The following is a 22434-nucleotide window of genomic DNA, read 5'->3' as shown; positions in this document are numbered from 1 at the left end:
GGGAACCGATATGTATCTATATGAATCATTCATCATTGCATTATCCATGTATTCGAAGATTCCCGTTCCACGGGTGGAGTGGAATGAGAAAAATATGAAGTATGCTATCTGCTTTTTCCCTGTAGTCGGGGTTGTGACGGGGATTCTTGTGATGGGCATCGGGAGGCTTCTGCTGCAGGCAGGCGCAGGTTCCCTTCTGTTTGCAGCTGTCATGACGCTGCTTCCTGTCCTCGTGACAGGCGGCATCCACATGGACGGCTTTATGGACACGCTGGATGCGCTTGGCTCTTATGGCGGCAGGGAGAAGAAGCTGGAGATTCTGAAGGATCCGCACGCCGGCGCGTTTGCCGTCCTTGGCCTGGGCTGCTATCTGCTGTGGAGCGTGGCGGTCTGGAGCGAAGCGGACGCAGACATGCTTCCCGTCATCGGCTGTAGCTATGTGATTTCCAGAGCGTTCAGCGGCTTCTCCGTCGTCACCTTCCAGGCGGCCAGAGATACCGGACTTGCCAGGACGTTTCAGGACGGGGCGGTCAGGAAGACCGTCGGCATCGTGATGCTGATCGTGCTCCTATCGTCTGTCGTCCTTTCGCTTCGACTGGACGTCAGGATGGGGGCCGCGTCGGCAGCGGCGGGCCTATTGAGCTTCTGCTGCTACAAAGCGGTATGCTACAGGCAGTTTGGAGGCATGACGGGAGACCTGGCCGGATATTTCCTTCAGATCTGTGAACTGGCTATGCTCACCGGCATCGTACTGGCAGGGAGGCTGTTATGAAAGTGATATTGATCCGCCACTTTGAGACGCCGGGCAACAGGGAGAGGCGTTACATAGGGCGCACAGACGAGGCGCTTGAAGAAGCAGGGCTGATAATGCGTGTCGATGAGGTGCGCAGCCGTCTGGAAATAATAGACCCTGTGGAAGAGGTAGCCGCAAGCCCTATGAAGCGGTGCGTTCAGACAGCGGCGCTGCTCTTTCCGGACAAGAAGCCGCTGCTGCTCGATGAGCTGAAGGAATGTGATTTCGGGTTGTTTGAAGGCCGCAATTATGAGGAGCTGAAAGAGTTGCCTGCATACCGTAACTGGCTTGGTTCCCGGGGAACGCTTCCCTTTCCCGGCGGTGAGGGGCGTGCGGCATTCCAGTCCCGCTGCGTCCGCGGATTTGATATGGCGGCAGATGCTTTTATCAGAGATAAGTGCGGCTGTGCCGCCATCGTCGCCCACGGCGGCACGGTCATGTCCGTCCTGTCTTGTTATGCCCCCGGACAGAGTGAATTTTATGACTGGCAGCCCGGCAATGGCAGCGGCTATGTCGTTACTTTGGATGCAGAGGAATGGAAAAAAGGCAAGAAAGGATTCACGGAGATAGAAGTGTTATGATTGCATGGATGGCCTGTATGACAGGATTTATACTTGACTTGATATTCGGGGACCCGGTATGGCTGTACCATCCGGTCAGGCTCATCGGCCGGCTCATTACCCGTCTGGAACAGCTGGCCAGAAAGGTATGCCGTGACAGGGACCGCTGGCTCCTGACTGCCGGCGTACTGATGTGGGTGGCTGTGTGCGCGGTATCGGCAGCAATTCCGTGGGTGCTGCTGTACGGGGCGCAAAGCGTTCATCCCGCGGTCTGTTATATGGTGGAGAGCTTCTGGTGCTACCAGCTTCTTGCCGCCAGGTCGCTTGGCCGGGAGAGCAGGAAGGTATACAGGGAGCTGACGGAAGAAAGCCTGCCCGGGGCAAGGAAGGCTGTCTCGATGATAGTGGGAAGGGATACGGCAGCACTTGATGAAGCCGGAGTCATAAAAGCCGCGGTCGAGACCGTGGCGGAGAACACGTCAGACGGGGTGACAGCCCCGCTGTTCTACATGATGCTCGGAGGCGCTCCCCTTGGCTTTTTCTATAAAGCGGTCAACACGATGGATTCCATGATCGGATATAAGGATGAGAGATATCTCTGCCTGGGCAGATGTGCCGCCAAGATGGATGATGTGCTGAACTATATCCCGGCACGTCTGTCGGCACTTTTGATGACAGCGGCGGCGTTCCTGCTTGGTATGGACGGACGCGGAGCATGGAAGATATACCGCCGGGACAGAAGAAAGCATGCGAGCCCGAACGCGGCGCAGACAGAAGCGGTGTGTGCAGGGGCGCTGCAGATACGTCTTGCGGGGGACGCGTGGTACTTTGGCAGACGGTATGCGAAGGAATACATCGGTGATGACATAAGGCCGGTGGAAGCGGAGGACATCGTAAGGGCCGGTAAGCTTATGTATGGTACGGCCTTGCTTGCGCTTCTGCTGTTCAGTGCATGGAAAGCGATAGCCATATGGATGCTGTGACGTGGCAGATGGCAGGAGGAGGACAGGATGGAATATTTACATGGCGGTGATATCTATACATATGAGGGCATGATTGACTTTTCCGTCAATATCAACCCTTTCGGCCCGGATGATAAGGTGCTGGAAGCAGTGCAGAGGGCCTCTGCACATATCGGGGAATATCCGGACAGCAGATGCAGGAAACTCAGGAGCGCTCTGACCGGAATACATGGCATTCCCGAAGATATGCTCATATTCGGGAACGGTGCGGCAGAACTTATATTTTCCGTCGCCTTTGCCGAGCGGCCGCGCAAGGCGCTTCTTACTGCGCCGTCCTTCGCGGAGTATGCCCAGGCGCTGAAAGCAGCCGGCTGCGAAATCGTATACCATTATCTGAAAGAGGAAGACCGCTTTCAGCTGACAGAGGGATATTTGGAAGAATTGACCGACGACATAGATATGATCTTCCTCTGCACACCGGACAACCCTTCCGGACAGGTAATCGACATGCCGCTGCTTCGCCGCATCGTGGACAGATGTGGCGAACGCGGCATACGGGTCGTGATAGATGAATGCTTTTATGAATTTCTGGAACATCCGGAAGATATATTGTCAGTAGAGGCCATACTCGATAAGCCGTGGGTCCTGCTGCTCCGGGCGTTTACGAAGATGCATGCGTTACCCGGCCTGCGGCTCGGGTACGGCATCAGTTCCGACAGAGCCCTTCTTGAAAGGATGGAAGGTGTCACGCAGCCGTGGAACGTGTCCGTGGCGGCGCAGGCCGCGGGGCTTGCCGCCCTCTCGACCACCGGGAGAGCCGGAATGACGAGAGATTATGTGGCACGGGAGCGCAGACGCATGGAGCTTGAGCTGGATCGTATCGAGATCACGTATTACCCGTCTGCCGTGAACTATATACTGATGTACAGCGATTACGATCTGTCCTCGCTTCTGAAGGAGAGGGGCATATTGATCCGGGACTGTTCCAATTATGAGGGACTGAAGAAAGGATATTACCGAACTGCGGTAAAGACCCATGATGAAAATAATCTACTGCTTCAGGCGCTGCAGGAAATCTGCGGGCAGGCATCACGATGCCGGACAGGGAGGAGATAAAGCATGGCGAGATGCATTATGATACAAGGCACGATGTCCAATGCGGGGAAGAGCATACTGACAGGAGGCCTGTGCCGGATATTCGCCCAGGACGGGCTGAAGACGGCGCCATTTAAATCGCAGAACATGGCACTCAATTCCTATATCACAAGAGACGGGCTTGAGATGGGCAGGGCGCAGGTGATGCAGGCGGAGGCCGCCGGCGTGGAACCGTCTGTCCTTATGAATCCCGTCCTGCTGAAGCCGACCAGCGATAGGGGCTCTCAGGTTATCGTTAACGGGGAGGTGGCAGGGGTGATGTCGGCGGCAGAATATTACCGCCGGAAGAAGGAGCTCATACCACATATATTAGATGCATATAACCGGCTGGCAGACGCATATGATGTCATCGTCATAGAGGGCGCCGGGAGTCCTGCGGAGATCAACCTGAGAAGCGGTGATATCGTGAACATGGGGCTGGCCAAGCTTGTGGACGCACCTGTGCTTCTCGTGGGAGATATCGACAGGGGAGGCGTGTTCGCACAGCTTGTCGGTACGATGGAGCTTCTGGAAGCAAAGGAAAAGCAGAGGATAAAAGGGATGATTATCAATAAGTTCCGGGGAGACCGGGAGATCCTCCTTCCGGGCCTTCGGATGCTGGAGGAGAGGACCGGTGTCCCCGTGCGGGGCGTGGTGCCGTATTTCCATCTGGACATCGATGAGGAGGACAGCCTGACGGAACGTTTTCAGAAGAGGGAGGCAGGCGGACTTATCGATATAGCCGTCATCCGGTTGCCGCGTATCTCTAATTTTACTGATTTTATGGCGCTGGAATGTATGGAGGAAGTGTCCGTGCGCTACGTCACATCCCCGGGGGAGTTCGGTACTCCGGACGCGGTCCTTCTGCCTGGAAGCAAGAACACGATAGAAGATCTGCTCTGGATGAGGCAGAGCGGGCTGGAGGCGAAGGTCATCCGCCATGGAATGGCTGGTAAGGCCGTATTTGGCATCTGCGGCGGCTATCAGATGCTCGGACAGGAAATCTGCGATCCGGCAGGTATAGAACGGAAAGGTACGGTGAAGGGAATGGGGCTTCTGCCGGTACGTACGGTATTTGAACCGGGCAAGACGAGGACGAGGGTACAAGGGTGCTTCTGCGATACAGGCGGTATCCTGGGACGCTTGAGCGGGCTTTTGGCGGAAGGCTATGAGATTCATATGGGAACCACTTCTGCAATCGGAGAGGTACAGCCCCTCCTGAAGCTTACGGATGAGAAGACAGGCGTGGAGAAGTCGGATGGTGCCGTATGTGGGAATGCATATGGCTGTTATGTACATGGCATCTTTGACCGGCAGGAGATATCCACGGGCTTCATCGCTTCGCTGCTAGGAGCAAAAGGGATTGGCCCGGATGCGGTGAAGGCGCAAGATTACGCGGCCTACAAGGAAGAGCAGTATGACAAGCTGGCGGAGATTATGAGGAAAAGCCTCGATATGGACGCCGTCTATGACATTCTTGAGAAAGGAAATGAGGCATCATGCAGTCTATAATTAAGATAGGGAGCCGGGAGAGCCGGCTGGCCGTGAGACAGGCGGAGATTGTGAAGGAGGCGGTGGAAAGCAGCTGCCCGGGAGTCAAGGCAGAGATCGTGACGATGAAGACGAAGGGCGACAGAATACTAGATCAGAGTCTGGAGCTGATTGGGGGCAAAGGACTGTTCGTCAAGGAACTGGAGAAAGCACTGCTGGAAGGAAGCATCGATATCTCCGTCCACAGCCTGAAGGATATGCCCATGGAAGTGCCGGAGGACCTACCCATTGTCGCTTATAGCGAAAGGGATGACCCAAGGGATGTGCTCGTCTATAAGCCGGGGCATACGTCTGTACGTGAAGGAGGCGTCATCGGCACATCCAGCAGACGCCGGACGCTTCAGATGAAGAAGCTGTATCCGTCCTGCGAGTTCCGGGGAATCCGCGGCAATGTACAGACAAGGCTGCGCCGGCTCGAAGAGGAAGCGTTTGACGGGACGGTGCTTGCGGCGGCAGGACTCAGGCGGCTTCATATGGAAGCGGTGATTGGAAGAGTGTTCAGCGTGGAAGAAGTGGTTCCTGCCGCAGGGCAGGGGATACTGGCTGTCCAGGGCAGGAAGGGCGAAGATTATTCCTGGCTGGCCGCTTATGACTGTAAAAAGAGCCGAGCCGAGGCGGAGGCTGAACGTGCATTTACAGCTGCGCTCGGGGGCGGATGTACGTCCCCGATAGCGGCACATGCACAGATGGCAGGAACAGAGATTCGGCTCACCGGCCTGTATTACGCAGGAGATGATATGTACTGGACGCAGACGAAGTCAGGGGATGCCGGGAAGGCGAGACAGATCGGCCTGGCGCTGGCAGAAGAGATGAGACGGAGGTGACAGGATGGACGGGACAGGAAAGGTATGGCTTGCGGGGGCAGGGCCGGGAGATGCAGGGCTGCTTACCGTCAAGACGAGAGAATTGATAGAGACGGCGGATACCATCGTCTATGATGCATTGATCAGTGCGGAGATACTGAGTCTCATACCGCCGGAAAAAGAAGTGGTCAATGTGGGCAAACGTGCGGGCCGTCATCCCGTGCCGCAGCATGAGATCAATGAGATCCTGCTCAGGGAGGCCAAAAAGGGCAGAAAGGTGCTTCGTCTCAAAGGAGGGGACCCCTTTGTATTCGGGCGTGGGGGAGAAGAGCTGGAGCTTCTCACAGAGCATCAGATTCCGTTTGAAATCGTACCGGGAATCACATCGGCGGCTGCAGTTCCCGCCTATGCCGGAATTCCGGTCACCCACCGGGACTATGCGTCTTCCCTCCATATCGTCACCGGACATCCGAGACAGGGCGGTTCAGAGACGATAGACTATGCCTCCCTCGTGAAAGGGAAGGGTACGCTCGTCTTTCTCATGGGCATCACAGCCATGGAGGCAATCTTGAACGGTCTGATGGATGCGGGGCTGGATAGGGATACGCCGGCCGCGGTGATAGAAAACGGAACGCTCGCCGGGCAGTGCCGCATCGTCTCTGTCGCGGGCCGTCTGGCAGACGAGGCCCGCAGAGCCGGTGTCAAACCGCCTGCGGTAATCGTCGTAGGGGATGTATGCATGCTGTCGGACCGTTTCCACTGGGCCGAAGACCGCCCGCTTGGAGGAAAGCAGATACTGGTTACCCGTCCCCGGCAGAGCAGTTCTGCTCTTGCAGGCAAGCTCAGGGCACTCGGCGCACAGGTCATAGAGCTCCCTTCTATAGCTGCAAAGGTGATATCCCCGAATACCGCACTGCAGCGTGGGATGAAGCAGTTTGGAACCCGGGCCGCGCAGGAGTGGCTTCTGTTCACAAGCCCGGCAGGCGTCCGTATCTTTTTTGAGCAGATGACAGATCTTAAGATGGACATGAGGCAGGTACTCGGCGGTCCTGCACAGGTGAAGGTCGGCGCCATCGGCTCTGCTACCGAGAGGGCACTTAAGGAATACGGCATATTGGCGGATATCGTGCCGGATGTATATTGCGCGGCGCGACTCGCAGAAGCCGTCGCCGCACATGCGATGCCGGGGAGCAAGGTGACGGTCGTCCGTGCGCTGTCCGGCTCGGAAGAGCTTCTCCCGCCTCTTTTAAACGCAGGGCTTGATGTGGACGACATCCCATTGTATGAGACCGTATATGAAGCACATGAGCAGATGAAGGAGAAGATAGTTGATCTGTTTGAACAAGACCAGATTGACGCGGTTACATTTACGAGCGTGTCTACGGTCAAAGGCTTTGTACATACGATGGACCGACTGGACTTCCATAAGATACATGCGGTCTGTATCGGAGAACAGACGGCGGCAGAAGCCGAAAAGTACAGGATGCATATCACCGTGGCCCAAGAGGCGTCCATCGAGAGCATGACAGCGTGCATCCTGGAGAACCTGGGGACGAAGGAAAGATAAGCACAGGCACAACGTACGAAAGGAGGAAACCGAATGGGAAGATACGTATTAAAGAGGGTACTGGTCGGATTCCTTGGCCTATTCGTGCTCGTCACCGTATCCTTTTTCCTGACAAGGATAATGCCGGGCAGTCCGTTCCAGAGCGGAACGGTGTCGGAGCAGGTACTTTCTGCGCTGGAAGAAGAATACGGCCTTGATAAGCCGCCGGCCGAGCAGTATATGGTCTATCTCGGCAACCTCCTACACGGCGACTTCGGGATGTCTTATAAAAAGCCGGGGGTATCTGTAGCCGCGGTGATTGGCCGTGCATGGCCGGTGACCGCCGTCCTTGGTATACTTGCCATACTCCTTGCCGCAGTGCTCGGGACGGCAGCAGGCATATGGCAGGCGACGACGGAAAAGAGAGTGGTCAGGGGCGGGATATTTCTGGGCACCATGCTTGGCACAGGCATCCCTAATTTCGCCATCGCACTTCTGCTCGCGCTGCTGTTTGGCGTAAAATTGAAACTTCTTCCCATAACGGGGATATCAGGGGCGGCGAATTATGTGCTTCCGGTAGTGTCCCTGGCACTGTACCCGGCTTCTATAATCACCAGGATGATTCAGAATACATTGCGTGATGAAATGGGGCGGGACTATGTGGCGCTGGCCCGGGCAAAGGGGCTTGGACGGCAGCGGATCCTTCTGACACATGTATTGAAGAACGCCTGGCTGCCGGTTCTGAACTATATCGGTCCCGCAGCCGCCTTTCTGCTGACAGGCAGTTTCGTGGTAGAAAGCATATTTACCATTCCAGGGCTTGGACGTGAGTTTGTCACATCGATTGCGAACCGTGACTACACGCTCATATTAGGGCTTACGACATTTATGGGCGCCGTCGTCATCGGAATCAATATCATTACGGACGTGCTTGGCGCATGGCTGGATCCAAGGATAAGGAGGACATGCAGATGATAACATATTTCAGAAAGAATCCCATGTTAGCCTCCGGTATGCTCTTGCTGGCCGTGATGGCACTGCTCGCGATCTTAATCCCCGCATTGTCCCCTTATTCGGCTACGGCTCAGAATGCAGAACTAAGAAACGCCCCGTCCTCCTTCTCGCACCTTTTCGGCACGGATAAGTTTGGCAGGGATATCTTCGTGCGGGTGTTTGCCGGGACAAGAATCAGCATCTCGGTCGGCATAGGCAGCGCCCTGATCTGCGGCGTGGCCGGCATCCTGTATGGAGGCGCCGCCGGCTATGCGGGAGGGAAGGCCGACATGCTGCTCATGCGCGCGGCAGATGTAATCGACGCGATACCCTCCCTTCTCTATGTCATCCTGATTATGCTCGTCATGGGCGCAAGCATAGGCAGCATGCTGCTCGGCATCTGTATCGGCGGGTGGGTAGGACTGGCACGCGTCGTAAGAGGGGAAGTCATGCGACTGAAATCAGAAGATTTCTGTACGGCTGCCCGCCTCATCGGCGCAGGCAGAGGAAGGCTCCTCTTCATCCATCTCCTGCCCAATGCGGCAGGTCCGATTATCGTGAATGTTACCCTCCTCATACCGAAAGCAATGTTCACAGAAGCATTTCTGAGCTTTGTAGGAGTCGGCATCATGGCGCCGGCGGCAAGCCTTGGGACGCTCATACAAGAAGCGAGGAGTCAGATTCAGGTGGCGCCGTCACAGATGCTATATCCCATCCTCGTATTGTGCATACTGATTCTCTCGGTCAATCTGACAGGCGCGGGCCTTGAGAAGTCCATCATTAGCGCAGAGGAAGGAAGGTGGTAAGATGAGTCTGCTGCGTATACGCGATCTGAACGTACAGTTTCATGACAAAGAGAAAGGACAGGAAGCGGTACGGCATCTGTCCTTCGATGCCGCACCCGGCGAGATCGTGGGCATCATGGGAGAGTCCGGCTCTGGTAAGAGTACGGCCATGCAGGCGGTTCTCGGACTGCTGCCGGACTGCGCAGAGACGGTCTGCGGGGAAATATTGCTTGGGGACGCAGACATCACTCCGCCGCTGCCGGGAGAGAGCAGGAAAGAATATGAACGGAAGATGGATTGCATCCGGGGCGACAAAATCGCCATGGTGTTCCAGAACCCGCAGACGAGCCTGAACCCGACCGTCAAGATTGGCCGCCAGATAGTGGAAACAATACGTGCGCACAGCCATTGCAGCCGTACTGCTGCCAGAAGACGGGCGGCGGAGCTGTTGGATATGGCAGGGATCCATGACGGCGAATCACAGATGGACAAGTATCCGTTCGAACTGTCCGGAGGCATGTGCCAGCGTGTGGAAATAGCCATAGCCCTGTCCTGTGAACCGGAGCTGCTTATCGCCGATGAGCCGACGACTGCCCTCGATGCGACGGTGCAGAAGCAGATGCTGGAGCTGTTCCGGCGAATCGTACAGGAGACGGGCACCGCCGTACTCTTCGTGAGCCATGATCTCGGAGTCATCGCTTCCCTCTGCGACAGAGCCCTCGTCATGCATGACGGTACGCTGGCGGAAGAAGGCCCGGTGGAAGATATCTTTTATAATCCGCAGCATGCATACACGAAGACGCTGCTTGCCCATGCAAAGGAGCTTCAGAAGCTGTCCGCCTGCCGGGTGAATCAGAAGAAGCTCCTGGAAGTGACCCACGTGAGCAGATGCTTTGCCGCACCCGGCAGGCGGGACATGACAGAGGCGGTGCGGGATGTCACCTTTCACATACAGAGAGGCGAGACCTTCGGGCTTGTAGGGGAAAGCGGCTGCGGGAAATCTACGCTGGCCCGTATGGTTACGGGTATCTTAGCGCCTACCTGCGGCACGGTCCTGTATGAGGGCAAGGCACAGTCCGTACGGCCGGGGGAACAGAACCGCCGCGTACAGATGGTTTTTCAGAATCCGTACGCTTCTCTGAATCCTCGGATGACGGTACGGGATATGCTGGAGGAACCGCTCCTCTTAAATACGAACATGACCGAGCAGGAACGAAGAGAAAAGGTAGACCGTATGCTGGCCCTCGTGGGGCTGGAGCCGGAGGAGGCGCAGAGATACCCGCGTGCATTCTCCGGTGGGGAACGGCAGAGGATTGGCATCGCACGCGCGCTTATGCTGGAACCTGGGCTGCTTGTGTGCGATGAGCCGGTATCGGCGCTGGATATGCCCATACAGGAACAGATATTGGAATTGCTGGAAGAGCTTCAGGACAGACGCGGAATTACATGCCTGTTCATCTCCCATGACTTGAATGTCGTTAAGCGGATCAGCGGCAGGATAGGAGTCATGTATGCAGGCAGCATCGTGGAGATGGGACAAACAAAAGATGTATATAATGATCCGTGGCATCCGTATACGAAAGCGCTGCTCTCCTCTGTCCTCGTCCCGGATCCGGTTAAGGCCAGAAGGAAGAAGGGAATGCCGCACAGGGAGGAGCAGAAGGCGGAAGCCTTTGATGCAGAGGGATGTCCGTTCGCGCATAGATGTGGCTATGCGCTGGAGTGCTGCTACACGGACAGGCCGAAGAGCTGCCGGTTCGACGGGCGGGAGGTGGCCTGCTTCCTTTACTCGGAAGAATATACGGGAAAGAGGAGCAGAGATTACAGGATGACATCACAGATATAAGGAGAAAAGCAATGAAGAGAACAGTGAGCGTCCTTGCGGCAATATCCCTTATCGGGATATTGGTGTTTGGAGGATGCACGAAGCAGGAGAAAGAGGAATCAGACAGCACAAAGGAGATAATCGTAGCAATCAACAGTGAGACAGGGGGGCTGGATCCGGCAGGGATGATAGCGCTTACGTATCTGGCATATTCAGTCTCGGCACTGGATGAGCTTCTGACCTTTGATGAAAATGGCGAAATCGAATACAGGGCGGCAGAGTCTTATGAGGTGAATGAAGATTCAACCATATGGACCTTCCATCTGCGAGGAGGCGCGGTCTGGTCGGACGGCACGCCGGTGAGATCCCAAGACTTTTCCAATACGATAGCCAGGGCGTTGAAGCCGGAGAGCGGAAGCGGATATGCCAACTATCTGTTTCCAATCAAGAATGCCGAAGCTGTATATAATGGAGAGGCAGATATCGAGAGTCTGGGAGTCGATACGCCGGATGACGATACGCTTATATTTACACTTGAAAAGCCGTGCGTATATTTTCTGGATCTGCTCAGGCTGCCGGTGTACACGCCTTCCTGCTCGGCGTATGCTCACGATGCGTCGGACGGATGGGACAAGAGCCCGGAGACGAGCGTTGCCAACGGTCCTTATTATCTGGATGAATATGTGCCGGAACAGTATTTTGTCCTGAAGAAGAACACAAGATACTGGAATGCTGACGAGATAAAGCTGGACAAGATTACATACCGCTTTTTTGCCGACCAGCAGTCGATGGCGAATGCCTACGAGACCGGTGAGGTGGATGTGGCGACGGGGCTGCAGTCGTCGGTGATGGAGCTGTATGAAGGAAAAGACGATCTGTATATTACCGATACGATAGCGACGCGATACATATACCCGAATCTGAACGTGAAGCCGCTTGACGACGTGCGGGTGCGTAAAGCGCTCAATCTGGCTATCGACAGGAAAGCGCTCTGCAAGATTGTCGGGGATGACACAGAACCTACGGTAAACTTTATCGCAAGGTATATGAAGGACAGGCAGACAGGCGAATACTTCGTGAACGGGGCCCAAAAGCCATTTGAAGAAAATGTGGAGGAGGCGAGACGGCTGCTCGCAGAAGCAGGGTACCCGGACGGAAAAGGATTCCCGGAGCTCACATATAATTACCCGACGCTTGAAATGGACTCCGATACGGCCCAGGTCATTCAGGAACAGCTGAAGAAAAATCTGAACATAGACATCAAGCTGAACGCGCAGGAACTGCAGGTAAACTATACGGAACGGAGGGCAGGCCGCTTTGACCTGTGCCGGATGAACTGGACAGCTGACTTTGCAGACCCTTATACGTACCTGTCCATGCTCCTGTCCAACAGCACCTATAATTGCAGCGGTATCCGGGACGTGGAATACGATGGTCTGGTGGAACAGTCTGATACAGAGACGGATCCGGTTAAGAGAGCGCAGCTCATGCATGAGGCGGAACAACTGGCCGTGGGAGAGCAGTTCTATATCATACCGCTCTACACGATGAAGAGCTGCAACCTGATTCGTCCGGATATAAAGGGGATTACTCAGATTCCGGCGACAGGAGCGCTGGAATACAGACATGCGTATATCTCAGAAGAGAACGGATCATATACGACAGCAGGGGAGGAATGAAGCGATGCTGCATCTTGTGACCGGAGGAAGCGGGAGCGGAAAATCCGCATTTGCAGAAGATCTCATCTGCCGTCTCCATAGAGAGAAGGTCGGGCAGACACCCGGACCGTTGCTTTATATCGCGACGATGATGCCATACGGAGAAGAGACGGAACAGAAGATCCGGCACCACCGCCTGATGCGGGGGGAGAAAGGATTTGAGACAATCGAATGCTATACGGGAATCCATGCACTGGCAAAAGAGGGACGCCCGGCATATGAAGCGTCTATCAGAGGTGCACGGCCCTGCATTCTGCTGGAATGCATGTCCAACCTGACGGCAAATGAGATGTACAGCCCGGATGGGGCGGGAGTCCGCACGGCAGAAGAGGTGGTACGTGGAATCGAGCTGCTGCATACGATGTGCCGTAACCTTGTAGTCGTGACAAATGACGTCTTTCGCGAGGGAGAGCCGTCCTGTGAGATGCTAAGATACAGGGAGACGCTGGCAAGAATCAATGTGCGGCTTGCACGTATGGCTGCCAGCGTGACAGAAGTCGTATGTGGCATCCCAGCCGAGATAAAGGGAAGCACATACGGGAAAGGGACAGGTGTACATATGATACTGGTTACCGGAGGAGCCTGCCAGGGAAAAACGGCATTTGCGGAGCGGACATACGGCGTGAAAAGCTGGATTGACGGCGGAAGCTGCGGCTTTGATGAGATATATGCATGCACCGCCATCCGCCATTTTGAACGGCTCGTGCGGCGGATGATGGAGGCGGGGGCGTGTACGTCCGATTTGGCCGGCGAACTTGCCGCCCAAAATCCCGATGTAGTCATAACAGCAGATGAGATCGGCTGCGGGCTCGTTCCGGTGGATGCGTTCGAGCGGGCATACAGAGAGCAGGCCGGCCGCATATGTACAGAACTGGCCCAGATAGCGGAACGGGTAGACCGGGTCGTCTGCGGCATTGGGATGACGATAAAAGGAGGAGAGAGATGATGGAGCATATTGGACTGGAACAAGTTCTGCCGACGGAAATCGAGGCGAGAAGCTTTGAAATCATAACAGAAGAACTGGGCAGTACCCCGCTTGTCCCGGGGACGGAACCGATAGTGAAGAGGTGCATCCACACAAGCGCGGATTTTGACTATGCACACAGCCTTGTATTCTCGGACAGGGTGGTTGAACGTGCGCTGGCGGCGCTCAGACAGGGGGCTGACATCGTCACGGACACCGAGATGGGAAGAGCCGGAATCAATAAAAAGAGGCTGGCAAAATACGGGGGAGAAGTGCTCTGCTATATGGCGGATGAGGATGTGGCGCTTGCCGCGGAAAGAAACGGCACGACCCGGGCCGCAGCAAGCATGGACAAAGCCGCCGCCCTTGATAAGAAAGTAATATTTGCGGTGGGCAATGCGCCGACAGCGCTTGTAAGAATCTATGAGCTGGTCAGGGAGGGAGTGCTGAAGCCGGAGGCCGTCATCGCGGTATCGGTGGGATTCGTCAATGTCGTGCGGGCAAAGGAACTCATATTGGAGCTAAAGGAGACGCCGTCCATCGTGGCAAAAGGGAGAAAAGGCGGCAGCAATATAGCGGCATGTATCTGCAACGCGCTTCTGTACATGCTCGAGGAACGGGGGCAGCAGGATGGATAAGGCTTATTTTCCCATGTTTGTAGATATATCAGAAAAGGAAATCGTCGTGGTGGGCGGCGGGAATATTGCAGCGAGGCGCGTAAAGACGCTTCTCCTGTTTACAGATCATATCACGGTCATTGCACCCCGGCTTCACGATTCCCTCGCAGAGCTTGAAGCAGAAAGCAGAATCACCTGCCTGCACAGGGCATACAGGGAAGGTGACATCTATAACGCCCACATCGTACTGGCGGCGACAGACGATGAAGAAGTGAACAGGAATATCGGAGAGGAATGTAATGCCTTCGGGCAGAGATGCGGGAGGAAGATCCTGTTCAATACGGCGGATGACAGGACATTATGTGACTTCTACTTCCCGGCTGTCGTTCAGAGCGATGATATCGTGATAGGGATTAATTCCGGCGGGAAGAATCCTGCGAAAGTAAAAGAAATACGCAGGCGGCTGGGGTCAGGCCCCTTTTAAAAGGGGCCTGACCCCAGCCGCTACACGATCTCATAACCGGCACGTGCCAGCGCCTTCAGCGCATTGCTATAATTCTCTTCTTTCACAAGAATATAATCGGTGTTGTAGGTAGATATGGCGAAGATGCCTATCTTGTTTTCTGCCAGAACGGTAGATATTTCCGAAAGGATGCCGATGAGTGAAAAGTCCAGTTCTCCTTGTATTCTCATGGCTTTCCAACCGTCCTCCCTTTCTGTGGTGTTATCAGGCACCGACTGGGTCAGGCAGACGAGCGACAGCTCTTCGTCTGTCTTGGCGACAAAGGAAAATGTATCCTGAAGATCGACTTTTGAATAATCCTTCACCTTGCAGACAGAGAACGGCTCTTCTATTTTCTTTATTTCCATAGTACAATCCCTCGCTTTTCTTATATTTCAATCTGTCTCATTATACCAGCTGGAAAAAGATATGGACAGCTTTATCATTTGAAACGTATGGCTGCCTTCCTTCATCTAAATACAATCTTAATGCGGGCTCTATGAATATTATCACCGTCTTAACGAAAATTCGTATATGCTAAGGGTAAGAAAAGAAGGTGATGATATGTTGGCTGATATTTTATTAGGATTGATCGTATTGGGAGGCATGGCATACGGAATGTACCTGATGTTCCGTGTGGACTGCTGGACCGCAGAAGAGCGGAAGCTCCAGGAAGAAGAAGATACAAGGGAACCGCTGCCCCAGGCTGTCGTCTTTGGCGGAGGAAGCCACAGGGGACAGGTGGAAAAGTGGCTGACCGGCAGAGGAGTGGAGGCCGTATATATAGAGGACGTCTGCATCAGGGAGAACTGGGAACAGGTACGGTATATTATCGCACTGTCAGAGTCAGATGCAGATAACCTGTCCATCTGCAATCTGATGAAAAAGATGTACGGGACAGAATATCTGTTCAGCGTATGTAATGAAGCGATTAATGAGAGCGTGTACTACAGATTCCACATACGTATCCTTCGTAAGGACGGAAAGATCTGGGAACAGCTTAGTGCACTGCTGGCGGGAAAAGAGGTCTCGATAGCATGAGCGTGATGATGAAAAAACTCACCCATACCCAGATGATCGTGCTTGGGTATCTGATTATTATCCTCTGCGGGACGATGCTTCTTATGACGCCGGCGGCGAGCAGAGACGCGCAGGCGACGCCGATGGTTGATGCCATGTTTACCTCCACCTCTGCGGTCTGTGTGACCGGGCTCGTCATTGCGGATACGTGGGAGAAATGGTCTCTGTTCGGGCAGGTGGTAATCTTGGCCATCATTCAGATCGGCGGGCTTGGATTTATGACCATAGGCGTATTCTTTGCCATCATACTGCGAAGGAAGATCGGGCTGTGGACACGGGGGACGTTGCAGGAGAGTGTCAACATCCTGCAGATCGGCGGTGTCGTGCGGCTGGCTAAGAAGATCATGATTGGGACGCTCGTGTTTGAGGGGACAGGGGCCGTCATCCTGGCACTTCGTTTCCAGAAGGACTTCGGATGGGTCAAAGGCATCTACTACGGCATCTTCCATTCTATCTCCGCATTCTGTAATGCGGGATTCGATCTGATGGGACAGGAGGAGGCTTATTCTTCCTTTACCGGTTATTATGATGACTGGACGGTCAATCTGGTAATCATGCTACTCATCATTATCGGAGGAATCGGATTCTTTGTATGGAATGACATTTCTATACATAAGTGGCATATAAGCAGATACTGCCTGCACACGAAGATTGTCCTGTCTGTGACGGCCATCCTCATATTCGGCGGGGCTGTTCTCCTATACCTGTTTGAAAGGGACAATACGCTTCGGGGGATGGACACTTCAGGACAGATATTGTGCTCCCTGTTCGGCTCGGTAACGGCCAGGACCGCAGGCTTCAACACGGTAGATACGGGTGCGCTGACGGACAGCAGCAAGCTGCTGACGGTGATACTTATGTTCATCGGCGGAAGCCCGGGATCGACGGCAGGCGGCATCAAGACGACTACTTTTGTCGTGCTGCTCGTATATATGAAGGCGAATCTGAGGAACCAGATGTACTGCAACGTATTCGGGAGAAGGCTGGATGACGGGGCCGTCCGCAAGGCAAGCACCGTATTATGTACGAATCTGCTGCTCGTGCTGACTGCAGTGCTGGCTATCATAACGATACAGGCGGAGCCGGCAATAGATGCCGCATTTGAGGTGGTATCCGCCATAGGCACGGTGGGCATGTCCACCGGCATTACAAGAGGTCTTGCAGATGCTTCAAAACTCATCCTGATATTCCTGATGTACTGCGGACGAGTCGGAAGCCTGACGTTTGCCCTCTCTCTCAGGGGCCATAAGACGGAAGCTCCGGTAAAAGAACCGGTGGAACGTATTATTATAGGATAATAAAGGGGAATGGAAAATGAAATCAGTATTGATCATAGGATTGGGAAGATTCGGGCATCATCTCTGTAAAAACATGATAAAGCTTGGCAACGAAGTGATGATCGTAGATAAGGAAGAGAAGAATATAGAAGATCTGCTTCCGGTTGCGACAGCGGCCAAGATAGGAGACTGCACGAATGAAGAAGTGCTGAAAAGTCTCGGGGTTGGCAACTTTGATATCTGCTTCGTGTGTATCGGTTCCAACTTCCAGAGCAGCCTGGAGATTACGAGCCTTGTAAAGGAACTTGGCGCCCGGTATGTCGTAAGTAAGGCCAACAGGGATATCCATGCCAAGTTCCTTTTGAGGAACGGTGCGGACGAAGTCATCTATCCGGACAGGGACATTGCAGAGCGGCTTGCGGTCAAACACAGTGCCAACCACGTATTCGACTACGTGGAGCTGGCGGAAGGATATTCCATCTTCGAGATACCTCCCGTGGCGGCATGGATTGGCAGAAGCATTCAGGAGCTCGCCGTCCGCACGAAATACCATGTAAGCATACTTGGCATCAAATCAGGCGGACATCTGCAGATTCTGCCGCAGGCGGACAGGAAGCTGGAGGCCGAAGACCATCTGATGGTAGTGGGCCTTAAGAAAGACATAGATAAAATATTGGCAAATATCAAGTAGGGTGCTATGATAAGTGCATGGAGAAGATAAAGAAGATAATCAGCAATAAAAAGTTCATATACACGGTCCGGACGATGCTCATTGTGCTGACTGCCAGCATCGTCTGCATCATTCTGAAGAACGTAGGTGTGGAGAAGGAAAATGTGCTTATGGTATTCATGGTCGGCGTGCTGATTATAAGTACATGTACCCAGGGCTATGAGTACGGGATTGCAGGTGCTGTCGTCAGCGTCATGATGTTCAACTATTTTTTTACAGTGCCGGTCCATACCTTTGCCATCATGAATCCGAATGATGTGGCGCTCATGGGCTTCTTCCTCATCGCGGCAGTCATATCATCGAGTCTGACCGTACGGTTTCAGAAGCAGATGCTCATCTCCAAGAAGAATGAAGAGGCGGCGAGACAGCTCTATGAGATGTCAGAGCGGTTCATCAACGTCACCGGCAAGGAGAATATCATAGAGCTCGGTATCGGATATATCTATGAGCACACAGGGTATGAGAGCGTCGTAGAACTGCTCGGAGAAGAAGTGAGGGCAGATGCGGCGAAGGAATACATGTCCAAGGATTATGTGATGTTTCCAATTATCGGCATCGTCAAGCAGATAGGGATATTGAAGGTGTTCAACCACAACCAGGGATTTACCGTAGAGCAAGATCTGCTCGTGAAGACCGCGGCGAACCAGATAGGAATTGCCCTGGACAGGGAGCTTATATACGCGGAGCAGGAGCGGACGAAGGTGGAGATGGAACGAGAACATATGAAGAGCAGCATGCTCAGGAGCATTTCCCATGACTTTCGTACTCCGCTGACCGGAATCCTCGGCGACTGCAGCCTCATCATAGATTCTGAGGAGATGGACAGGGAAGAGGAGAAGCAGCTTCTGAAGGACATCATGGAACAGTCCATGTGGCTGATGAAGATGGTAGTCAATATTCTGAACATGACGAAGATAGAGAGCGGCCAGCAGTTTGTGGAGAAGAGCAAAGAAGTGATTGACGATGTCATAAACGAGGCGGAGCGCCATGTCATCGGACTTGGACAGCGGGACTTCCGCGTCGTGCTCCCGCAGCAGGTCATCATGGCAGAGATAGATGGCAAGATGATTATGCAGGTGCTGGTCAACATACTGGACAATGCTGTCAAGCATACGCAGGAGGGCGGGAAGATTATCCTCGCTGCTTCATTTCACAGAAAACGGGTATATGTGAGCATCGAGGACGACGGCCCTGGCATCGAAGAGGGCATGGAAGAGAAGATATTTGACGAGTTCGTATCACTGTCCGGTGAAAGTATGGATCAGAAGCGGGGAATCGGACTTGGCCTTGCCATATGCCGCCAGGTCATAAGTGCCCACGGCGGAGAGATATGGGCGGAAAACAGAAGTGGGGGAGGGGCCAGATTTGTATTCTGGCTGCCTGCTGAGCAGGCAGATGAACTATGAGTGAAACTATGACGATTATGATTGTAGAGGACGATAAATATATATTGAATTTTATCTCCATGACATTAAAAAAAGAAGGCTACGGATATTTCGTCGCAAGGACGGTGGAGGAGGCACAGAGTCTGTTCTACGCAAACAGGCCGGATATGATTCTTCTGGATCTGGGGCTCCCGGACGGGGACGGCATGGAAGTCATCCGGAACGTGAGGGAAGTGTCGGAGATTCCGATTATCGTCGTCTCAGCCAGACAGGAGGAGCGGGAGAAGATAGAAGCGCTGGACGCGGGGGCGGACGACTACGTGACGAAGCCGTTCTATATGGGCGAGCTTATGGCGCGGGTCCGGGTAGGGATGCGCAAGCTTGGCAGTATCCGTACCGGAGGCACAGATGCCGTATTTGTAAAAGACGGTCTTACAGTTGACTACGAGAAACGTAAAGTGTCGGTGGGAGAAGAGGAAGTACACCTGACGCCCATCGAGTACAAGATACTGCTCCTGCTTATCGCCAACCAGGGCAAAGTGCTCACGCACAACTACATCATAAGGGAAATATGGGGCTATTCCGGCGAGATAGATGCCGGGAACCTGCGGGTATTCATGGCAACCTTAAGAAGGAAGATAGAAAAAGATCCCGCCAATCCTGGATTCATACTGACAGAAATCGGGGTAGGGTACCGGTTCTGTGAATAGAATGGGGCCTACCCCTTTGCCGTTCCGTGTTAAGTATCCCCGGCATCTTGAGGCGGCGCGTGCAGATAGGCCACTACGTCGGCGGCCTCTCGGCCGGCAGGGTATATCTGATATTCTGCCTCGTGTATATCAGGAAGGTAGTGGGCGTCGGAGCTGCTTATCATCCTGCAGTTCAGGAAGTAAGGGTGCTCGCGCCGTATCTGGTGCAGATGCCTGAAGTCGTGTATCTCTGCACATCGGAAGGTGCTGTCCGGTGGCACGAATCCCAAGTTTGAGAGCAGGCTTGTCGTCGTCTTGTCTATGTGGGCCGGATAGGCGGTGCCATGATAGGAGGCAACGAGCCCGAATACGTTGTCAAAGGAGATGTCGGTGGCACTTATGAGCAGCCGTTCGACCGTGCCTGTCACTTCATCTTCTTCGTTCATGATCTGCTGCTTTCCGAAGATTTCCTCCTTATTCTGGATGGGAAGGATATGTTCATATATATATCTGTCAAATGCCATGGCATCACGAAGTGACGGAAAGAGGCAGACGACGTGGACTTCTTCCGCTGTCGTCAGCTCCATGCCTGGGATGACGGTTACACCATAATTCTTACCATGTATGAGCGCTGCGGGACAGTTTTTGCAGGAATTGTGATCCGTAAGGGCGATGACATCCAGCCCTTTTACGGCCGCCATGCCGACGATATTGGCAGGGGTCATGTCGTCATCCCCGCAGGGGGACAGGCAGGAGTGGATGTGGAGGTCGTAGTACAGCCCTTTCATGAGAGCAGTTCCTGTATCTTAAGACCTGCGTCAAATACCGGAAGCTCGGTGGAAAACACTGCAATCTGTTCCCTCCTTGCACATTCCAGCTCTTCGTCCTGGAACCGGATGCCTTCTGCCAGGACGATGCAGGAGATGTCCGCCAGCGACGCCACCGCCAGTGTGTTCTTGTTGCCCATGACGGTAACCCAGGCACCATTTTCAGGCGCTTTGCCCATGGCGATGCTCAGCAGGTCACAGCAGAATACCTTGCTGATGGACCTGGAAATGCTTCCGGGCACCTCTACTTTAAACAGGCCGGATTCGATCAATGTCTGAACTGTCATAATTACCGCTCCTTTCGCTCTAATTCCGTTGTAAGCTTCTTGATATAATCTTCCAGTATCTTCATCGAATCATCGTTGCTGCCACAGGACAGGTTCAGAGACTGTGTGAGGAAGCCGATCTCCTTTGACAGGTTGTTGATGTATTCATGGAAGGCATAGATACAGTCGTTCCGCGTCGCCTCGCCTCTGACGATATCCTCAGCAAGCGCTCTGCACGTAGGCGCTCCGCAGGAGCCGCAGTCCAGTCCCGGTAGCTGTTCGGTGATGTCTTCTACCGTTCCCATCAGTTCCAGGCTCTCCCGGAAAGATTTGCCGAGACGGAATACCGGTTCATATTCTACATAGGCGGACCAGTGGTATTCAATATTGTCATATGAGCTGGCATGCGTCTGAGCTACAGGCAGATACCGGTGCAGCTTTTTCGTCTTAGCAGTGGCAATGTACGGGTTCTCCACGGTGAGAGGACCGCCGACACAGCCGCCGTTGCACGCATTGAGCTCCACAAACTTCAGTCCGTAGAACTTCTCGTCCTCCAGATCGCTCAGCACTCTGAGTGCGCTCATGATGCCGTCGCAGGCAAGGTAATTGTCTGTTATGAGGCCGGCGGATTCCCCGCCTGCGTTGCTCCATCCGATGCCGATGCGGCCGGAAGCCGCGATAGGTGAGAGCCTGCTCTCGTCGTGCGTCATGTGCTGCAGCAGGACGGGATACACGTCCTTGATGGCAACGACCTTGTCAATCTGGCTCTTCTCCACGCCGAGAGGGGAACGTGCGTAGGTCACCTTGGACGGACATGGGGAGATGAAGAAGATTCCGATATCCTCCGGAGGATAGCCGGTCTTTTCGATTGCTCTTGCACGGGCAATCTCCGCCGCGATTTCCACCGGCGGCTTGAGCGGCAGCAGGCGGGGCAGCAGGGTAGGGTACTTGACCCGTATGATTCTGACGATGGCCGGACAGGCGGTACTGATGAACGGCGCGTCGTCCCGGTGCTCGCTGATGTACTTGCGGGTGGCGTCAGATACCAGTTCCGCTGCGGCACTCACTTCAAATACATCATCAAAGCCCATGGAAATGAATGCATTCAATATGATATCCACATTGGTCAGGTTATTGAACTGTGAATATAAGGATGGTGCAGGGAGCGCGACCGTGTACTTATAGTTCTTGATTTCCTCCAGGGAATCATACAATGCCACCTTCGCGTGGTGCGGGCAGTAACGGATGCACCGTCCGCAGTCCACGCAGAACTCGGGCGTTATCTTGGCCTTGCCGTTGTGGACCCGTATAGCCTGCGTGGGACAGTATTTGATACAATTGATGCAGCCCTTGCACGCATCTTCGTCCAGATGTACGGAATGAAAGAATTTGTCTGATTTATCCAACCGGAACCCCTCCTTGTCAAG

At 54.0% G+C, this 22434-nt stretch carries 23 protein-coding genes; 19 read left to right on the top strand and 4 right to left on the bottom strand.

Features of this window, described 5'->3' with window-relative positions:
* Positions 1–10: 10 nt before the first annotated feature.
* From HJV72_RS05325 to HJV72_RS05260, 14 genes are read left to right on the top strand one after another with little or no spacing between them, the layout of a single operon-like run.
* Positions 11–772: an adenosylcobinamide-GDP ribazoletransferase gene (locus HJV72_RS05325; protein WP_208069309.1), complete on the top strand. Its 762-nt coding sequence runs from the start codon at positions 11–13 to the stop codon at positions 770–772.
* A complete protein-coding gene (locus HJV72_RS05320) occupies positions 769–1374 on the top strand; it encodes a histidine phosphatase family protein (RefSeq protein ID WP_208069307.1) in 606 nt (201 codons plus the stop codon). The genes HJV72_RS05325 and HJV72_RS05320 overlap by 4 nt, the downstream gene beginning before the upstream one ends.
* Positions 1371–2336 (top strand): adenosylcobinamide-phosphate synthase CbiB, encoded by a 966-nt coding sequence (cbiB, locus tag HJV72_RS05315; protein ID WP_208069305.1) that lies wholly within the window; start codon positions 1371–1373, stop codon positions 2334–2336. Before HJV72_RS05320 ends, cbiB begins: the two co-directional genes overlap by 4 nt.
* A 27-nt stretch (positions 2337–2363) precedes the next feature.
* On the top strand, positions 2364–3431 hold the full coding sequence (locus HJV72_RS05310; RefSeq protein ID WP_208069303.1) for a pyridoxal phosphate-dependent aminotransferase: 1068 nt from the start codon (positions 2364–2366) through the stop codon (positions 3429–3431).
* Positions 3432–3434: 3 nt separating this feature from the next.
* Complete coding sequence (locus HJV72_RS05305; RefSeq protein WP_208069301.1) at positions 3435–4961, top strand: cobyric acid synthase; 1527 nt, start codon at positions 3435–3437, stop codon at positions 4959–4961.
* Positions 4949–5824 (top strand): hydroxymethylbilane synthase, encoded by an 876-nt coding sequence (hemC, locus tag HJV72_RS05300; RefSeq protein ID WP_208069299.1) that lies wholly within the window; start codon positions 4949–4951, stop codon positions 5822–5824. Before HJV72_RS05305 ends, hemC begins: the two co-directional genes overlap by 13 nt.
* A 4-nt stretch (positions 5825–5828) precedes the next feature.
* Complete coding sequence (cobA, locus tag HJV72_RS05295) at positions 5829–7370, top strand: uroporphyrinogen-III C-methyltransferase (protein ID WP_208069297.1); 1542 nt, start codon at positions 5829–5831, stop codon at positions 7368–7370.
* Positions 7371–7403: 33 nt separating this feature from the next.
* Positions 7404–8324, top strand: coding sequence for an ABC transporter permease (locus HJV72_RS05290; RefSeq protein WP_208069295.1), 921 nt, complete (start codon positions 7404–7406; stop codon positions 8322–8324).
* Positions 8321–9148, top strand: coding sequence for an ABC transporter permease (locus HJV72_RS05285; protein WP_243765525.1), 828 nt, complete (start codon positions 8321–8323; stop codon positions 9146–9148). Before HJV72_RS05290 ends, HJV72_RS05285 begins: the two co-directional genes overlap by 4 nt.
* A 1-nt stretch (position 9149) precedes the next feature.
* Positions 9150–10973: an ABC transporter ATP-binding protein gene (locus tag HJV72_RS05280; RefSeq protein WP_208069291.1), complete on the top strand. Its 1824-nt coding sequence runs from the start codon at positions 9150–9152 to the stop codon at positions 10971–10973.
* 11 nt (positions 10974–10984) lie between these two features.
* Positions 10985–12631, top strand: a complete 1647-nt coding sequence (locus HJV72_RS05275; protein ID WP_208069289.1) for a peptide ABC transporter substrate-binding protein — start codon at positions 10985–10987, stop codon at positions 12629–12631.
* Positions 12632–12635: 4 nt separating this feature from the next.
* On the top strand, positions 12636–13616 hold the full coding sequence (locus HJV72_RS05270) for a bifunctional adenosylcobinamide kinase/adenosylcobinamide-phosphate guanylyltransferase (RefSeq protein WP_208069287.1): 981 nt from the start codon (positions 12636–12638) through the stop codon (positions 13614–13616).
* Positions 13613–14272, top strand: coding sequence for a precorrin-8X methylmutase (locus HJV72_RS05265; RefSeq protein ID WP_208069284.1), 660 nt, complete (start codon positions 13613–13615; stop codon positions 14270–14272). The genes HJV72_RS05270 and HJV72_RS05265 overlap by 4 nt, the downstream gene beginning before the upstream one ends.
* Positions 14265–14735 (top strand): precorrin-2 dehydrogenase/sirohydrochlorin ferrochelatase family protein, encoded by a 471-nt coding sequence (locus HJV72_RS05260; RefSeq protein WP_208069282.1) that lies wholly within the window; start codon positions 14265–14267, stop codon positions 14733–14735. The genes HJV72_RS05265 and HJV72_RS05260 overlap by 8 nt, the downstream gene beginning before the upstream one ends.
* A 20-nt stretch (positions 14736–14755) precedes the next feature.
* Here the strand turns inward: HJV72_RS05260 and HJV72_RS05255 are convergent, their stop codons facing one another.
* Positions 14756–15121, bottom strand: coding sequence for an ACT domain-containing protein (locus HJV72_RS05255; protein ID WP_117770902.1), 366 nt, complete (start codon positions 15119–15121; stop codon positions 14756–14758).
* A 196-nt stretch (positions 15122–15317) separates the two neighbouring features.
* Here HJV72_RS05255 and HJV72_RS05250 point away from each other — a divergent pair, with 196 nt between their 5' ends.
* From HJV72_RS05250 to HJV72_RS05230, 5 genes are read left to right on the top strand one after another with little or no spacing between them, the layout of a single operon-like run.
* Positions 15318–15794, top strand: coding sequence for a hypothetical protein (locus tag HJV72_RS05250; RefSeq protein WP_208069280.1), 477 nt, complete (start codon positions 15318–15320; stop codon positions 15792–15794).
* Positions 15791–17131, top strand: coding sequence for a TrkH family potassium uptake protein (locus tag HJV72_RS05245; protein ID WP_208069279.1), 1341 nt, complete (start codon positions 15791–15793; stop codon positions 17129–17131). Before HJV72_RS05250 ends, HJV72_RS05245 begins: the two co-directional genes overlap by 4 nt.
* A gap of 16 nt (positions 17132–17147) precedes the next feature.
* Positions 17148–17801 carry a potassium channel family protein gene (locus tag HJV72_RS05240; RefSeq protein WP_208069278.1) on the top strand — a complete coding sequence of 218 codons (654 nt, stop codon included), beginning with the start codon at positions 17148–17150 and terminating at the stop codon, positions 17799–17801.
* Between the two features lie 17 nt (positions 17802–17818).
* Positions 17819–19246: a sensor histidine kinase gene (locus HJV72_RS05235; RefSeq protein ID WP_208069277.1), complete on the top strand. Its 1428-nt coding sequence runs from the start codon at positions 17819–17821 to the stop codon at positions 19244–19246.
* Positions 19243–19935, top strand: coding sequence for a response regulator (locus tag HJV72_RS05230; RefSeq protein WP_208069276.1), 693 nt, complete (start codon positions 19243–19245; stop codon positions 19933–19935). Before HJV72_RS05235 ends, HJV72_RS05230 begins: the two co-directional genes overlap by 4 nt.
* Positions 19936–19964: 29 nt before the next feature.
* Here the strand turns inward: HJV72_RS05230 and HJV72_RS05225 are convergent, their stop codons facing one another.
* The 3 genes from HJV72_RS05225 to HJV72_RS05215 are packed head-to-tail and all read right to left on the bottom strand — an operon-like array spanning position 19965 to position 22413.
* Positions 19965–20702, bottom strand: a complete 738-nt coding sequence (locus tag HJV72_RS05225; RefSeq protein ID WP_208069275.1) for a PHP domain-containing protein — start codon at positions 20700–20702, stop codon at positions 19965–19967.
* On the bottom strand, positions 20699–21028 hold the full coding sequence (locus HJV72_RS05220) for a hypothetical protein (RefSeq protein ID WP_208069274.1): 330 nt from the start codon (positions 21026–21028) through the stop codon (positions 20699–20701). The genes HJV72_RS05225 and HJV72_RS05220 overlap by 4 nt, the downstream gene beginning before the upstream one ends.
* Positions 21029–21030: 2 nt before the next feature.
* Positions 21031–22413 carry a [Fe-Fe] hydrogenase large subunit C-terminal domain-containing protein gene (locus HJV72_RS05215; protein ID WP_208069272.1) on the bottom strand — a complete coding sequence of 461 codons (1383 nt, stop codon included), beginning with the start codon at positions 22411–22413 and terminating at the stop codon, positions 21031–21033.
* Between the last annotated feature and the right edge of the window lie 21 nt (positions 22414–22434).

This window comes from Extibacter sp. GGCC_0201 (assembly GCF_017566055.1).
Lineage (GTDB): Bacteria > Bacillota > Clostridia > Lachnospirales > Lachnospiraceae > Extibacter.
The sequence above is the reverse complement of the archived record's forward strand: the minus strand, read 5'-3'. Positions and strand labels throughout refer to the sequence as shown.